Raw genomic sequence first — 14,877 nt, 5'->3', positions numbered from 1 at the left:
GGATGGCACGGGCATAGCCCGTGTTCGCGGGGCAAGCCCGCTCCCACAGGGGTCACGCTTGAGCAAGACAGTTGCTCCCAGAGTTATCAGGCGACGTTCTGCTCGGCCGACCAGTTGGCGTACCACTGGCGGAACAACGCGTACTGCTGTTCGGCGTAGTTGCGCTGGGCGTCGGTAAGGGCGTCGGTCTCGTTGAAGTGCAGGCTGTATTCGCGGTCGCCGTTCAGCACCATCAGGTGCTTGTAGTACAGCACCAGGTCGCAGCCTTCATCGAACGACGACAGCACTGCCAGCGCCGCTTCCAGTTCGCGGGCCAGGCGCCGGGCCTTGGCGTCGCCCTTGGCGGCCTGTTTGCTCAGGCCCACCAGTTGCAGCACCTCACGCGGCAGGGCGTTGCCGATACCGGTGATGGCGCCGGTGGCGTTGCAGTTGACGAAGCCATGCACCACCTGGGTGTCGACGCCGACCATCAGGGTCACGTCGTCGTCCTTGGAGGTGATGTGTTCGGCGGCGTAGCGCAGGTCGGCACCGCCGCCGAATTCCTTGAAGCCGATCAGGTTCGGGTATTCGCGGCGCAGTTCGAAGAACAGGTCGGCGCGGGTGGCGAAGCCGTAGTACGGGCTGTTGTAGATCACCGCCGGCAGCTTCGGCGCAGCCGCCAGAATGGCCGAGAAGTGGTGCTTCTGGGCGATCAGCGAGGCGCCGCGGGACAACACCCGCGGGATTACCATCAGGCCGGCGGCGCCGACTTCGGCGGCATGGGCGGCGTGGGCGACGGCTTCGCGGGTGTTCACCGCGCCGGTGCCGACGATGGTCGGGATGCCGGCCGCCACCAGGCGCGCCACGCCTTCCTGGCGCTCGGCCTCGGTCAGCAGCGGCCAGTCGCCCATCGAGCCGCAGTACACCACGGCGCTCATGCCGGCTTCGATCAGCTCGCGGCCTTTGCGCACCAGGGCGTCGAAGTCTGGTTTGCGCTCGGCGGTGCAAGGGGTCATCAGGGCAGGCATGCAGCCGGTGAAGATGTTGTCGCTCATGGGTGTCACTCCTTGCAGTATTCAGTAGGGGGTGCGAATAAAAGGCCTGGGCGGGTCAGATGCCCCAGGCGAAAGGGTCCTTTTCGTCGATCAGCAAGGTGCTGTCGGCGGTCATGTAGGCGCGGCCGGTGATGAACGGGCGAATACGCTCGCCTTCGCGTTCGTAGCGGCCCTGGAACTGGCTGCCGGTGATGCTCGCCTGGACCCAGGTCTGGCCCTCGTCGAGCTTGCCGTCGGCGGCCAGGCAGGCCAGCTTGGCGCTGGTGCCGGTGCCGCAGGGGGAGCGGTCGTAGGCCTTGCCGGGGCACATGACGAAGTTGCGGCTGTCGGCGTCGGGGTCATCGGCAAACAGCTCGACATGGTCGATCGGCTGGCCGTTCTCGCCGGTGATGCCCTGGGCCTCCAGGGCTTTGAGCATTGCCCAGGTGTAATCGGTGAGCGCCTCGACGTTGTCCATCGCAATGCGCTGGCCGTGCTCGGACACCAGGAAGAACCAGTTGCCGCCCCAGGCGATATCGCCGTGCACCACACCATGGCCCGGTACCTCGACCGGCACCTGCTGGCGATAGCGGTAGGCCGGCACGTTGCCTACGGTGACCGCGCCGTCTTCATGCAGGGTGGCGCTGACCTGGCCGACCGGCGTGTCGATCTTGTGCACGCCCGGTGCGATGAGCCCCAGGTGCTGCAGCGAGGCGATCAGGCCGATGGTGCCGTGGCCGCACATGTTCAGGTAGCCGGCGTTGTTGAAGAAGATCACCCCGCAGGTGGCGCCCTCCGACACCGGTGGGCAGTACAGCGCGCCCACCAGTACATCGTTGCCGCGTGGCTCCAGCAGGCAGGCGCGGCGCCAGGGGTCGTGCAGCTCGCGCAGTTCGTCGCGCTGTTCGGCCATGGTGTGGCCATTGAGCTGCGGGAAGCCTTTCATCACCAGGCGGGTCGGTTCGCCGCCGGTATGCGAGTCGATGACGTGAATGTGTTTCATGGGCATGTCCCTTGGGTAGAGGCCGAGCTCAGGAGGCGACGGCGGCAGGGCGGTGGCCCAGGTGGGTGTCGGCGCTGGCTTCGCTTTCATCTTCGCCATCCAGGCGCACCAGATGGGCCGGCACGCCGGTGGCGGCGCCCCAGTAGTAGATGCCCAGGGCGCAGGCCGCGACGGCCACGGTGTCGAGTGGATGGCCAATCACGCCCAGGCCACCGAAGCTGCCCAGCCAGGAGAGCAGGATGGTCACGGCATAGAAGCCGATCAGCCAGGCCGACGAGCGCACTTGCTGGCCAAGGGACAGGTGCTGGGTGGGCACGAAGCGGGCGCACAGCAGGTACAGCACGAACATCACGATTTGCAGGGCCAGCAGCCACGACACGGTGTTCCAGCCAGACCAGTAGACGATCAGCGCGGCGATGATGAACGACAGCGGGCCGAGTACGCTCATGCCCTTGACCCGGAACGGGCGCGGCATGTCAGGGGCGTTGCGGCGTAGCGCGGCGACGGTGACCGGGGCCACGGCATAGCTCAGCACCAGTGCCGCCGACACCACGTTGATCAGCGCTTCCCAGGAGGGGAACGGCAGGGTCCAGAACACCGACAGGGCGAAGGTCAGCCACAGGGCCGGGCGGGGGATGCCGGACTGCTCGTCGATGCGCGTGAAGAACTTGAAGAAGGTGCCGGTCTGCGCCCAGCCATAGATCACCCGCGGGGTGGCATTCATGTAGATGTTGCCGCAGCCGCTGGGCGAGATCACCGCGTCGGCCACCACCAGGTAGGCCAGCCAGCCCACGCCCAGGGCCAGGGCGATGTCACGGTAGGGCAGGGCGAGTTCCTTGGTCACCCCGGCCCAGCCGTTGGCCAGCATTTCGGTCGGCACGCTGCCGAGAAACGCCAGTTGCAGCAAGGCGTAGATCGCAGTGGACAGCAGCACCGAAAGAATCAGCGCAATCGGGATGGTGCGCTGCGGGTTCTTCACTTCACTGGCCACCGAGATGATCGGCGTCAGCCCCAGGTAGGCGAAGATGATGCCGCCGGCCGACACGGCCATTTCCACACCGGACAGGCCGTAGGGCGCAAAACCCTGGACTTCGAAGTTTGCCGGCTTGAAGAAGGTGAACAGCACGCCGATCACCAGCAAAGGCACGATGAACTTGAACACGCTGACCAGGTTGTTGGCTTTGGCAAAGGTCTTCACACTGCGGTAATTGAGCACGAAGAACAGCCCCAGCAGCGCGAACTGCACCAACCAGCCGAGCACGCTCGGGTCACTGGAGCCGGCCTTGGTCAGTTCGGGGAACCAGGCAGCGGCGTATTGGCGCGAAGCGACCACTTCGATGGCGATCAGGCTGGAGAAAGCGATCAGGGTGATGAAGCCCATCAGGTAGCCGAGCAGCGGGCCGTGGGAGTACACCGGGTAACGCACCACGCCACCGGCGCGGGGCAGGGCGGCGCCGAGCTCGCAGTAGACGATGCCCAGCAACAGCACGGCGAAACCGCCGAGGAACCAGGAGAGGATACCGGCGGGGCCGGCGATGGCCGAGACGTGGCTGGCAGCGAACAGCCAGCCGGAGCCAAAGATGGCGCCTAGGCCGATGAAGGTGAGGTCCAGCAATGACAGCTGTTTTTTGAATTTACCTGACATGGGTGCGCCTTTTTGTAGGTTTTGGATAGGCAGGTCTGATGTCACGAGATGCGGCTTTTGGGCCGCGCTCTTGTAGGTCTTGGGCGGCTTGCGTGGGGCATAGAGTGGACCGATCGGGGCGTCGGTTCTTGATGGTTTTCTGCAAGGGGGATGACGAAATCGGCACAGTTGCAGAAAAAGCTGGCGGCTGGCGGGGGCGGGCGGATAGGCTGGAAGCCATACCGGCTGTGGGCTGGCGAGGAGCAGTGACGCTTCTGGCGCCTTCGCGGGGCAAGCCCGCTCCCACAGGTGGTCAATAGCGTCGCCCCCGAGAAGCGAGATGACAGATCACCCCCTGGCAACCTTGTATCAGTGCTTCGACCCGCACCGCCCCGCCACCCTGGAGGCGCTGCTCGCCGGGGTCTCCCTGCTGCTGCCGATCCTCGACGCCATCCCCAACGCCGCGATCTTCATCAAGGACCCCGACGCCCGCTACGTGCTGGCCAACGACACCTTGGTCCAGCGCTGTGGCCTCAAGCGCCTGCAGCCGTTGCTGGGCAAGACCAGCGCCGAAGTCTTCCCGGCGCAACTGGGCCCCGGCTACACCGAGCAGGACCGCCGCGTACTCAAAGATGGCCTGGTGCTGCAAGACCAGCTCGAACTGCACCTGTACGGCAGCCGCGAGCCCGGTTGGTGCCTGACCCACAAGCGGCCGCTGTATAACCCGCAAGGCGCCATCATCGGCTTGGTGGGCATCTCGGTCGACCTGCAGTCAGCCGCCGACACCCATCCCGCTTACCAGCGCCTGGCCGCCGTGGATGAGCATATTCGCCAGCACTTTCACCAGCCGATCAGCATGGGTGAACTGACCCGCATCGCGGGTATTTCCGTGGCGCAACTGGAGCGCTATTGCAAGCGGGTGTTCCACCTCACGCCGCGGCAGATGATCCACAAAGCGCGCCTGGAGCATGCCCATCGCTTGCTGCATTCGGACCTGCCGATCACCGACGTGGCGATGCGCTGCGGCTACACCGACCACAGCGCCTTCAGCCGGCAGTTCAAGCAACTGACCGGCTTCACCCCGCGCCAGTACCGCCAGGCGACGGCGGCTCAGGGGGCTTGAAACAGGGCACGGGCCTCGTCAAAGCACTGCTCGGCAATTGCCGAACGTGGCTCGCTGCGGCGCAGCAGCAGGCCCACCGGGCTGTGGATGCTGGCATCGACGATGGGCAGTATGCGCATGTGGTCGCTCAAGTCTTCCAGCCCGCAATCGAGTGGCATGATCGCGCAGCACACGCCGGTGTTGATGGCCTGGATCAGCTGGAAGCTTGAGTCGCTTTCCAGCACGGCGTTGGGCTCCAGGCTGCGGCTGCGAAAACTCAGGTCCAGCGACTGACGGTAGTGCATGCCTTTGCTCAGCAGGCCCAGGGGGATCTCGCCGAGCTCCTCCCAGCGCAGGCTGTCGGCCTCGAACTGGAAGTGCCGGGTGTCGTGCAGCAGGCCCATGGTGGTGGTGCCCAGCTCGATCACTTCGAAGAAACTGGCGTTGACCTGGTCCAGGTAGCAGATGCCCAGGTCGAGCTGGTTGCGGCTCAGGCCATCCATGATCTGTTCGGTGCTGTGCGAGCTGAGCTGAAACTGCAGCTCGGGGTATTTTTCGCGCAGTGGCAGCAGCAATTGCATCGGGTTGAAGCTGGCCAGCGGCACCGTGCCCAGGCGCAGGCTACCGACCACCTGGCCACGGCAACTGGCGGCTTCGGCCTGCAGGCCGTCGTGGGCGGCCAGTAGGGTGCGAGCCCAGGCCAGGATGCGTTCGCCGGCCTCGGTAAACCCTTCGAAGCGCTGTCCGCGCTTGACCAGCACCAGGTCCAGTTCGTCTTCCAGGTTGCGCAGGCGCATCGACAGCGTCGGCTGGGTGATGTGGCACAGCGCTGCGGCCTGGCCGAAGTGGCGGGTCTGGTCGAGCGCGATGAGGAACTTGAGTTGCTTGATGTCCATGGGAGTGCCTGGCGTCTGGTTGTGCTGACCTTAACCAAGTCAGCGATAGATGTCATTGATCACCCGGTACGCCATATCGATTGGACGCCCCCAGGCCATGCCTCTAGCGTGGTGACAATGCCCTTTCAGGAGTAGCCCACGTGAGCGTCAAACCCGACGCGGTCTTCGTACCGCTCAATATCGCCGTGCTGACCGTCAGCGACACCCGCACCTACGACAACGACACCTCCGGCGAGCTGCTGGCCAGCCGCTCGGTGGAGATCGGCCACCGCCTGGTGGCACGGGCGTTGCTCAAGGACGACCTGTACAAGATCCGCGCCCAGGTCGCTACCTGGATTGCCGACGAGCAGGTGCAGGTGGTGCTGATCACCGGCGGCACCGGCTTTACCGGGCGTGACAGTACGCCGGAAGCGGTTGAATGCCTGCTGGACAAACGTATTGATGGCTTTGGCGAACTGTTCCGGGCGTTGTCGATTCTCGATATCGGCACCTCGACCGTTCAGAGCCGCGCTCTGGCCGGATTGGCCAACGGTACCCTGGTGTGCTGCCTGCCGGGCTCCACCGGCGCGTGCCGCACGGCATGGGAAGGGATCCTGGCGGAGCAGCTGGATGCGCGGCACCGGCCGTGCAATTTCGTGCCGCACCTGAAGCCCGTCGAGGCTTGTGCCAGCCGAGGGTAACGGCCAGCCAGAAAGCAGAAAACCCTCAGCTCAATACATACCCCACCGGCTCCAAAGCCGGTGGCAGTGGCGTTACCCCCAACCCCGCCAGCACATCGCGCTCCACGGTACGCACCAGCGCATCGGTGGGCAGGTCGTTTTCATCCCGCCCGAACGGGTCTTCCAGCTCATTGCCAATCGCATCCAGCCCGAAAAACGTATACCCGACGATGGTGGTGAACAAGGGCGCCAGCCAGCCCAGCGGTTCGGCCAAGGCGAACGGCAGCAGCAGGCAGAAGATGTAGATGGTGCGATGCAGCAACAGGGTGTAGGGGAACGGCAGCGGCGTGCCCTTGATGCGTTCGCAGGTGGCCTGTACTTCCGACAGGCCCACCAGGCGCTGCTCCAGCACGCTGTAGCGCCAATCGCTGATCTGTTGTTGCTCGGCCAGCCGCGAACAGTGCCCGCCAATCTCGCTCAGGATGCTGTTGCACACGTTATGCGGGCTGATTGCAGCCGGGCTGGCCAGCCAAGGTCGGGCAGCGGCCAGGTCATCCTCGTTGCGCAGCCGGGCATTGAGCGCATGGGCAAAGCCGCACAGGTTGCGCAGCAGCTCGGCACGCAGCGCCGGGTCGGCGATCACCACACTCTCGCGCACGAATGAACGGGTCTCGATGATCAGCTTGCCCCAGGCCTTGCGGCCCTCCCACCAGCGGTCGTAGCAGGCGTTGTTGCGAAAACTCATGAAAATCGACAGCGACAGGCCGAGCAAGGTGAACGGCGTGGCGCTGACCGGGTAGAAGAACGCCGGGAAATGCCGCTCGACCAGCACGATCAGCGCGGCCAGCACGGTGACCATCAGGCAGCGCAGGGCAATGCGCTTGACGATCGAACCCTTGAGGGTGAACAGCACGCGCAGCACATCGGGGCGGGGGTGGACGATCATGGAAATCCAGAGGCAGCCAATCAGCCGCCGGTCATGTTCATGAAGCGCAGAATCTGCACCTCACCGCCCACTTCGAAGTGATGGCGGTAGGGCTTGAGGTGCAGCGAGTCGCGGATGGCTTTTTCCAGCCGCGCGGCATCGCCAGGGTGGGCACGCAGGACCTGTTTCAGGTCCACCGAATGCTCGTTGCCCAGGCACAGCAGCAGGCGGCCTTCGACGGTCAGGCGCACGCGGTTGCAGGTGGCGCAGAAGTTGTGGCTGTGCGGCGAAATGAAGCCCACCCGGGTGTGTGCCGCTTCGGCCAGGCGCCAGTAACGGGCCGGGCCTTGGGACGACTCGGTGGACTCGATCAGGGTGAACTGCTCGGCCAGGCGGTCACGCACCTGGTCGCTGGAGTAGAACGACTCACCGCGCTGGTGTTCGCTGATTTCACCCAGGGGCATTTCTTCGATGAAGGTGATGTCCAGCTCGCGGTCGATGGCAAAGCGCACCAGGTCGACCAGCTCGTCATCGTTGCGGCCTTTGAGCACCACGCAGTTGAGTTTGGTCTTTTCAAAGCCTGCCTTGCGTGCGGCGTCGATGCCGGCGATGACCTGGTTGAGGTCGCCGGTGCGGGTCAGCTGCTTGAAGCGCCCGGCGTGCAGGCTGTCGAGGCTGATGTTCAGGCGCGATACGCCGGCGTCGAACAGCGGCTGGGCCAGGCGCCCGAGCTGCGAGCCGTTGCTGGTCAGGCACAGTTCGCGCAGGCCGGGCAGGGCGGCGATGCGCCCACACAGCTCGACGATGCCCTGGCGTACCAGCGGCTCGCCCCCGGTCAGGCGGATTTTGCGGGTGCCCAGGGCGACGAAGCGCTCGGCCACCTGGAACAGTTCTTCGAGGCTGAGGATCTGCTGGCGTGGCAGAAACTGCATGTCTTCGGCCATGCAGTAGACGCAGCGGAAGTCGCAGCGGTCGGTGACCGACATACGCAGGTAGTCGATTTTCCGGTTGAAGCCGTCGATCAGGGCCCGGCTGTTCTGTTCCACGATTGTGCTCGAATGGGTTGGACTCATCTCCAAGCTATAACCTGGGTGCACCCCCGTCAAATTGCTTTCCCCGACCGAATGATCAATATGCTCTATCACGGCTGCTGGGCCAGCCCCCCCCATGATCGAAACGGCTTATCACGCCGTAAGATCTTTCGATTGGACGCTCCCACCCCACGCTCAATAGTCTGGAAAAAACACCGAGCGTGAGGATTCACCGCATGAGCCAGGACGAACACATCAGGGACTACAAAGGCGCCGCCGCCGGCTGGGGTGCGCTCAAGAGCGTGACCAAAAGCTGGCTGGGCAGCGAAAACGCCTTCAAGAACCTGCGGGCCATGCTCAAGACCAACCAGAACGGCGGCTTCGACTGCCCAGGCTGCGCCTGGGGCGAGTCGCCGGAAAACGACATGGTCAAGTTCTGCGAGAACGGCGCCAAGGCGGTCAACTGGGAGGCTACCGGCCGCTCGGTAGACCCGGCATTCTTCGCCAAATACAGCGTCAGCGCGCTGGCCGAGCAGACCGACTACTGGCTCGAATTCCAAGGCCGGCTGACCCACCCGATGCGCTACGACGCGGCCACCGACCACTACGTCGAAACCTCCTGGGAAGACGCCTTCGCCCTGATCGCCCAGCACCTGCAGGCACTGGACTCGCCCGATCAGGCCGAGTTCTACACCTCGGGGCGGGCCAGCAACGAAGCGGCGTTCCTGTACCAACTGTTCGTCCGCGCCTACGGCACCAACAACTTCCCCGACTGCTCGAACATGTGCCACGAGGCCAGCGGGGTGGGCATGTCGGAAACCCTCGGCGTGGGCAAGGGCACGGTGGTGTTCCATGACCTGGAGCTGGCCGACGCCATCTTCGTCATCGGCCAGAACCCCGGCACCAACCACCCGCGCATGCTCGAACCGCTGCGCGAGGCGGTCAAGCGGGGCGCCCAGGTGGTCTGCTTCAACCCGCTGAAAGAGCGTGGCCTGGAACGGTTCCAGCACCCGCAGCACCCATTCGAGATGCTCAGCAACGGCTCCGAGCCGACCAACACCGCTTACTTCCGCCCGGCCCTGGGCGGCGACATGGCGGCCATGCGCGGCATCGCCAAGTACCTGCTGCAGTGGGAGCGCGAGGCCCAGGCCAAGGGTGAGCCGGCCGTGTTCGACCATGCCTTCATCGCCGAGCACACCAGTGGCGTCGATGCCTACCTGGCGGCGGTGGATGCCACCGCCTGGGCGCATATCGTCGAGCAGTCGGGGCTGACCCAGGCCGAGATCGAGTTGGCCGCGCGCATGTACCGCAAGGCCGAACGGGTCATCATGTGCTGGGCCATGGGCATCACCCAGCACCGCCATTCGGTGGCCACCGTGCAGGAAATCGTCAACCTGCAGCTGCTGCGCGGCAACGTGGGCAAACCGGGTGCCGGCCTGTCGCCGGTGCGTGGCCATAGCAACGTGCAAGGCGACCGCACCATGGGCATCGACGAGAAGCCCAAGGCCGGCTTGCTCGACGCCCTGGAAGAACGCTTCCAGTTCCGTGTGCCACGTGCCCACGGGCATAACGCGGTGCTGGCGATCAAAGCCATGGAAGAAGGGCAGGCCAAGGTCTTCATCGCCCTGGGCGGCAACTTCGCCCAGGCCACGCCGGACACCCCGCGCACTCATGCGGCCCTGCGCAATTGCGCACTGACCGTGCAGATTTCCACCAAGCTCAACCGCTCGCACCTGGTCACCGGCCGCGATGCGCTGATTCTGCCGTGCCTGGGCCGTACCGAAATCGACCTGCAGGCCAGCGGGCCGCAGGGTGTCACCGTGGAGGACACCTTCAGCATGGTGCACATCTCCCACGGCCAGCTGCGCCCACGTTCGCCGCACCTGCGTTCGGAGCCGGCGATCGTTGCCGGCATGGCCCAGGCGACCTTGGGCAAGAAGCCGATCGACTGGGAATACGCCATTGCCGACTACGGCCGCATCCGCAGCATGATCGCTGACGTGATCCCGGGTTTTGCCGACTTCAATGCGCGCCTGCAGCACCCGGGTGGGTTCCACCTGGGCAACAATGCGGCGGATCGCAACTGGCGCACCGCGACCGGCAAGGCGCGTTTCAGTGCCAGCCAGTTGCCGGAGCAACTGGTCAATGCCCAGGTGCTGGCCCGTGGCGACAAACCGGACCTGATCCTGCAGACCTTGCGTTCGCACGACCAGTACAACACCACGCTGTATGGCCTGGACGACCGCTACCGCGGGGTGTTCGGCCTGCGCGAGGTGGTCTTCGTCAATGAGGCCGACATTCGCCGCCTGGGCTTTGAGCCCGGCGAGCATGTTGACCTGGTGTCGCTGTGGGAGGATGGTCGCGAGCGGCGGGTGTCGGGGTTCCGCCTGGTGGCGTATGACGTGCCCGAGGGGCAGGCGGCGGCCTATTACCCGGAGACCAATCCGTTGGTGCCGCTGGAGAGTTATGGCGAGGGGACGTATACGCCGACGTCGAAGTTTGTGGCCATCAAGCTAGAGAAGGCCAAGGCCGGGAACCGGATCGAGGCGGTGTTGGCGGCGGATTGATCGGTGGCCTGGAAGGGCCTCCAGCATCCCGTCAGGGGCGGTGCACGGGGTACGCCGTGGTGTACTTCATCTGCTCCATGGCAAAACTCGAGGTGATGTTGGAAAGCCCATCCGTGCGAGTGATCAGCTTCTTGTAGAACCGGTCATAGGCGGCGATATCACCCACCACCACCCGCAGCATGTAGTCCCAGTCCCCGGACATGCGGTAGAACTCCATCACCTCTTCGAAACTGGTCACGGTGGCGGCGAATTGCTCCAGCCAGGCGCTGTCGTGGCGCTGGGTCTTGAGCTGGACGAACACGGTCAGGCCCAGCCCCAGGCGCGTGGGGTCGAGCAACGCGACACGGCCGACGATGTAGCCGTCTTCTTCCAGGCGCTTGACCCGCTTCCAGCAGGGCGTGGTCGACAGGTTGACCGCCTCGGCCAGGTCCTTGAGGGAAACCGACGCGTCGCGTTGGAGCAGGGTGAGGATGTGCTGGTCGAAACTGTCCATATCGATAGAAGGCTGGCTGTAGAAAATTCTTCTCCAGATTACGCCAGAATGCAGGAAATTAATCCCCCTTGCTGCGCGCCCTTGCCGAGCGCGGCGGTTGTGCGATAGTTGCAGGCTCTATTCAGTCAATGGACCGGATCATGTCCGACAAGCCGCGTAATTTCGCCACCCGCACCATCCACGCCGGCGAACAGCATAGCGTTGCCGACAACGCGATCTTCCCGCCCATCTATACCGCCAGTTCCTACATCAAGCGCAGCCTCGACGATAACCCCGAGTATGCCTACAGCCGTGTCGGCAACCCGACCCGGCATGCCTACGAGAGCTGTGTGGCGGCGCTGGAAGAAGGCGTTGGCGCGGTGGCTTGTGCCTCTGGCGTGAACGCCACCGCGACGGTGCTCGAACTGTTGCCCAAGGATGCCCACGTGGTGGTGATGAACGGTGTCTATGGCGGCACCTTCCGTATCCTGGAGGACTACCGCAGCCATACGTCGGGGCTGACCACCACCTACGTCGACCTCAACGACCTGCAGGCCGTGGCTGCGGCGATACGCCCGCAAACCCAGCTGATCTGGATAGAATCACCGACCAACCCGCTGCTGCACCTGGTCGATATCAAGGCGGTCTGCGACCTGGCGCGTGCGCGCGGTATCCTCACCTGCATCGACAACACCTTCTGCTCGCCCTGGAACCAGCGGCCGATCACCTTGGGCGTGGACCTGGTGATGCACTCGGCAAGCAAATACATCGGCGGCCACTCCGACCTCACCGGCGGTGTGGTGGTAGCGGCCAATGACGCACTGCTGGCGCGTTTGCGCAAGATCAGCATGGCGGTCGGGGCCATCCAGGGGCCGTTCGACTGCTACCTGGCGCTGCGCGGCCTGAAGACCCTGGATGTGCGCATGGAGCGCCAGTGCGCCAATGCCCTGCAGGTGGCGCGTTTTCTCGAAAGCCACCCGCAGATCGAACAGGTCTATTACCCGGGGCTTGAAAGCCACCCGCAGCATGACCTGTGCAAGCGCCAGATGCGCGCGGGCGGGGCCGTGGTGGCAATGAAGGTCAAGGGCGGCGACCGGGCCGCGCTCAATCGCCTGGTAGAGGCCTTGCAGATCTTTGTGCTGGCCGACTCGCTGGGCGGGGTGGAAAGCATGATCAACCACTCCTGGAGCATGTCGCACAACTCGCTGAGCCCGGAGCAGAAAGGCGAGATGGGGATCGGTGAGAACCTGCTGCGGTTGTCGGTGGGGATCGAAGACTACCGCGACCTGATCGAGGACCTGGACTGCGCGCTGCGGGCGTCGGCAGCGGTGTGAGGGTTGCCGGCCTGTTCGCGGGTTTGCCCTGCGAACAGGCCGGCGCATTCAAATTCAGGTTGTGTGGGTCAGGCTTTGGGCGGATGAACAATGCGTTCGATCTTGTCCTTGATCAACAGCCGCTCCTTGCGCAAACGGGTGACGGTGTCATCGGTGCTGGCGTTGCCCTCGGCGGCCAGCACTTCCTTGTCCTTGGCGTTGTACTCCTTGTGCAGTTTGTGCAGGTCATGGTCCTTGTCAATGCGCATCTGGAAGTCGTCGGCAGTGATGTTCAGGTCAGCGAGCAGATCGTGCGGAACGGGCATTTCTTCACCTCTCTTGGGGGTTGGCGAATGGTCCTGACTTTTGAGGATAGTCGCCTTTGCGCCGAGGGGGGGCTGGGGTAGGCTGTCGCATCCCCCTGTGAGCCGTACGCCAAGCTTCGCCTGCCTGGCTGAATGGCGGCTGAATGAACTTCATTTAATGTGATAAAGATGCCCGCTCACTGTTTTGTTGGCGTCTTTTTCACGAAACATTGATGGTGCCCTTTCTAGAGTTCAGCCAACGTTCCCCCGGTGCCGCACAGGCCCACGGGCTGATACTCACTCTTGATTGCGAACCCTGATGCTCAACGTCAAATCCCTGCGGACTGAATGGGTCACGCTGCTGGCCAGCCTGTACCTGCTGATCGGCTTCAATGTCTTTCTCTGGCAACACCTGGAACAGGTGGTTCCGCCAGGGCTGCCGGGGCTTTGGCTGAGCCTGGCGTTTGCTGTGCTGATGCTGTTCGCGTTTAATTTGATCTTGACCTTGTTTGCCTTCCGGTTTGTGTTGAAACCGGTGCTGATCCTCTTGTTCATGAGTGGTGCAGGTGTCGCTTACTTCATGAATCAGTACGGTGTACTTATTGATGCCGGTATGTTCCGTAATATCGCCGAAACCAATGTCACGGAAGTGCGCGACTTGCTCTCGCTGAAGTGTGCCTTGTATATCCTGGGGTTGGGTATTTTGCCTTCGGTGCTTTTGTGGAAGGCGCCGATCGCCTACCGCGCCTGGCACCGCGAACTGCTGGGCAAGCTGGTGGTAAGCGGCGCCTGCGTGGTGGCCTTGGGGTCGGTGGCGCTGGTCAACTATCAGGGGTTGTCTTCGCTGTTTCGCAATCACCACGAACTGCGCCTGATGCTGACGCCGAGCAATATCGTCGGCGCCTCCATTGGTTATGTCAGTGAACGTGTGGGCACGGCCGCCCGGCCATTCCAGCCTTACGGTGAAGATGCCCGGCGCGATGCAGCCTGGCAGCAGCACGCCCGTAAGTCGTTGACCGTGCTGGTGGTGGGTGAGAGCGCGCGTGCAGAAAACTTTGGTGTGCTCGGCTATGCCCGCGACACCACGCCAAACCTTGCCAAGGAGCAGGGCCTGCTGGCGTTTTCCGACGTGCATTCGTGCGGTACCGAGACGGCGGTGTCGGTGCCGTGCATGTTCTCGGGCATGGGCCGTAAGGAGTACGACGCGCGCGTCGCCAAGAACCGTGAAGGGCTGCTCGACATCCTCCAGCGCGCAGGCCTGGCCGTGCAGTGGCGCGACAACCAGTCGGGCTGCAAGGGTACCTGTGATCGGGTGCAGTTCATCGATGTCAGCAACCTCACCGACCCGGCCCTGTGTGCCAATGGTGAATGCCATGATGAGATTCTGTTGCAGGGTTTGGCCGAGCTGCTCGACAACCTTGACAAGGATACCGTGCTGGTGCTGCACCAGATGGGCAGCCATGGCCCCGAGTACTTCAAGCGTTACCCGGCGCAAACCGAGCGGTTCACGCCGGTGTGCCACAGCAATGCCCTTAACCAGTGCAGCCAGCAGGAGATCGTCAACGGCTACGACAACACCCTGGCCTACACCGACAAGGTCCTGGCCATGTTGATCGATACCCTGCGCAGCAAGCAGGACAAGGTCGATACCGCCATGATCTACCTGTCCGACCATGGCGAATCGCTGGGCGAATACAACCTGTTCCTGCATGGCACCCCCTACATGCTGGCGCCTGAGCAACAGAAACACGTGCCGTTGCTGACCTGGTTTTCGGACAGCTACCGCGAAGATTTTGGCCTGGACACCGACTGCCTGGCCAAGCTCAGCGACGCACCGCTGTCCCAGGACAACCTGTTCCACTCGATGCTTGGCCTGTTGCAGGTGCGCACCGAGGTCTACCAGCAGTCGCTGGACATGTTCGCCAGCTGCCGGCCTTGGCTGGCAGCCAAGCGTTGACTGCCAATGG

General features: G+C 63.9%; 13 protein-coding genes. 5 read left to right on the top strand and 8 right to left on the bottom strand.

The features are described 5' to 3' along the window. Window positions 1–86: 86 nt before the first annotated feature. From LJX93_RS20025 to LJX93_RS20015, 3 genes are read right to left on the bottom strand one after another with little or no spacing between them, the layout of a single operon-like run. Complete coding sequence (locus tag LJX93_RS20025; protein WP_033699792.1) at window positions 87–1,034, bottom strand: dihydrodipicolinate synthase family protein; 948 nt, start codon at window positions 1,032–1,034, stop codon at window positions 87–89. 55 nt (window positions 1,035–1,089) lie between these two features. Beyond that, window positions 1,090–2,016, bottom strand: a complete 927-nt coding sequence (locus LJX93_RS20020; protein ID WP_227696314.1) for a 4-hydroxyproline epimerase — start codon at window positions 2,014–2,016, stop codon at window positions 1,090–1,092. 28 nt (window positions 2,017–2,044) lie between these two features. Beyond that, complete coding sequence (locus LJX93_RS20015) at window positions 2,045–3,661, bottom strand: APC family permease (RefSeq protein WP_047583235.1); 1,617 nt, start codon at window positions 3,659–3,661, stop codon at window positions 2,045–2,047. A 319-nt stretch (window positions 3,662–3,980) separates the two neighbouring features. On the opposite strand from LJX93_RS20015, the gene LJX93_RS20010 reads away from it, so the two are divergent. Further along, entirely contained in the window at window positions 3,981–4,763 is a 783-nt protein-coding gene (locus LJX93_RS20010; protein WP_033699787.1) for an AraC family transcriptional regulator, read from the top strand. On the opposite strand, the gene LJX93_RS20005 is transcribed toward LJX93_RS20010, so the two are convergent. After that, the gene (locus LJX93_RS20005; protein ID WP_033699786.1) at window positions 4,751–5,638 is read right to left on the bottom strand and encodes a LysR family transcriptional regulator; all 888 of its coding nucleotides are present in this window, start codon (window positions 5,636–5,638) and stop codon (window positions 4,751–4,753) included. The two genes, LJX93_RS20010 and LJX93_RS20005, sit on opposite strands and share 13 nt — an antisense overlap. A gap of 140 nt (window positions 5,639–5,778) precedes the next feature. Between LJX93_RS20005 and moaB the strand changes: the two genes are divergently transcribed. After that, window positions 5,779–6,318, top strand: coding sequence for a molybdenum cofactor biosynthesis protein B (gene moaB, locus LJX93_RS20000; RefSeq protein WP_186658373.1), 540 nt, complete (start codon window positions 5,779–5,781; stop codon window positions 6,316–6,318). Window positions 6,319–6,343: 25 nt separating this feature from the next. Here the strand turns inward: moaB and LJX93_RS19995 are convergent, their stop codons facing one another. Beyond that, on the bottom strand, window positions 6,344–7,243 hold the full coding sequence (locus LJX93_RS19995) for a bestrophin family protein (protein WP_033699784.1): 900 nt from the start codon (window positions 7,241–7,243) through the stop codon (window positions 6,344–6,346). Between the two features lie 20 nt (window positions 7,244–7,263). Further along, window positions 7,264–8,268 (bottom strand): GTP 3',8-cyclase MoaA, encoded by a 1,005-nt coding sequence (gene moaA, locus LJX93_RS19990; RefSeq protein ID WP_186658379.1) that lies wholly within the window; start codon window positions 8,266–8,268, stop codon window positions 7,264–7,266. Window positions 8,269–8,489: 221 nt separating this feature from the next. Here moaA and LJX93_RS19985 point away from each other — a divergent pair, with 221 nt between their 5' ends. Then, window positions 8,490–10,820: an FdhF/YdeP family oxidoreductase gene (locus tag LJX93_RS19985; protein WP_047583234.1), complete on the top strand. Its 2,331-nt coding sequence runs from the start codon at window positions 8,490–8,492 to the stop codon at window positions 10,818–10,820. Window positions 10,821–10,851: 31 nt separating this feature from the next. Here the strand turns inward: LJX93_RS19985 and LJX93_RS19980 are convergent, their stop codons facing one another. Beyond that, window positions 10,852–11,313 (bottom strand): Lrp/AsnC family transcriptional regulator, encoded by a 462-nt coding sequence (locus LJX93_RS19980; RefSeq protein ID WP_033699780.1) that lies wholly within the window; start codon window positions 11,311–11,313, stop codon window positions 10,852–10,854. A gap of 128 nt (window positions 11,314–11,441) precedes the next feature. Between LJX93_RS19980 and LJX93_RS19975 the strand changes: the two genes are divergently transcribed. Beyond that, window positions 11,442–12,626, top strand: a complete 1,185-nt coding sequence (locus LJX93_RS19975) for a trans-sulfuration enzyme family protein (protein WP_033699778.1) — start codon at window positions 11,442–11,444, stop codon at window positions 12,624–12,626. A gap of 68 nt (window positions 12,627–12,694) precedes the next feature. Here LJX93_RS19975 and LJX93_RS19970 read toward each other — a convergent pair whose 3' ends face one another. Next, complete coding sequence (locus LJX93_RS19970) at window positions 12,695–12,931, bottom strand: YdcH family protein (protein ID WP_033699777.1); 237 nt, start codon at window positions 12,929–12,931, stop codon at window positions 12,695–12,697. Between the two features lie 298 nt (window positions 12,932–13,229). Here LJX93_RS19970 and LJX93_RS19965 point away from each other — a divergent pair, with 298 nt between their 5' ends. Further along, window positions 13,230–14,867: a phosphoethanolamine transferase gene (locus LJX93_RS19965; RefSeq protein ID WP_047583232.1), complete on the top strand. Its 1,638-nt coding sequence runs from the start codon at window positions 13,230–13,232 to the stop codon at window positions 14,865–14,867. Window positions 14,868–14,877: the final 10 nt, after the last annotated feature.

It is taken from the genome of Pseudomonas sp. HN2-3 (genome assembly GCF_020691745.1).
GTDB classification, from domain to species: Bacteria; Pseudomonadota; Gammaproteobacteria; order Pseudomonadales; family Pseudomonadaceae; genus Aquipseudomonas; species Aquipseudomonas capeferrum.
Note: the sequence above shows the minus strand (reverse complement) of the source record. Positions and strands in the feature narration are given on the sequence as shown.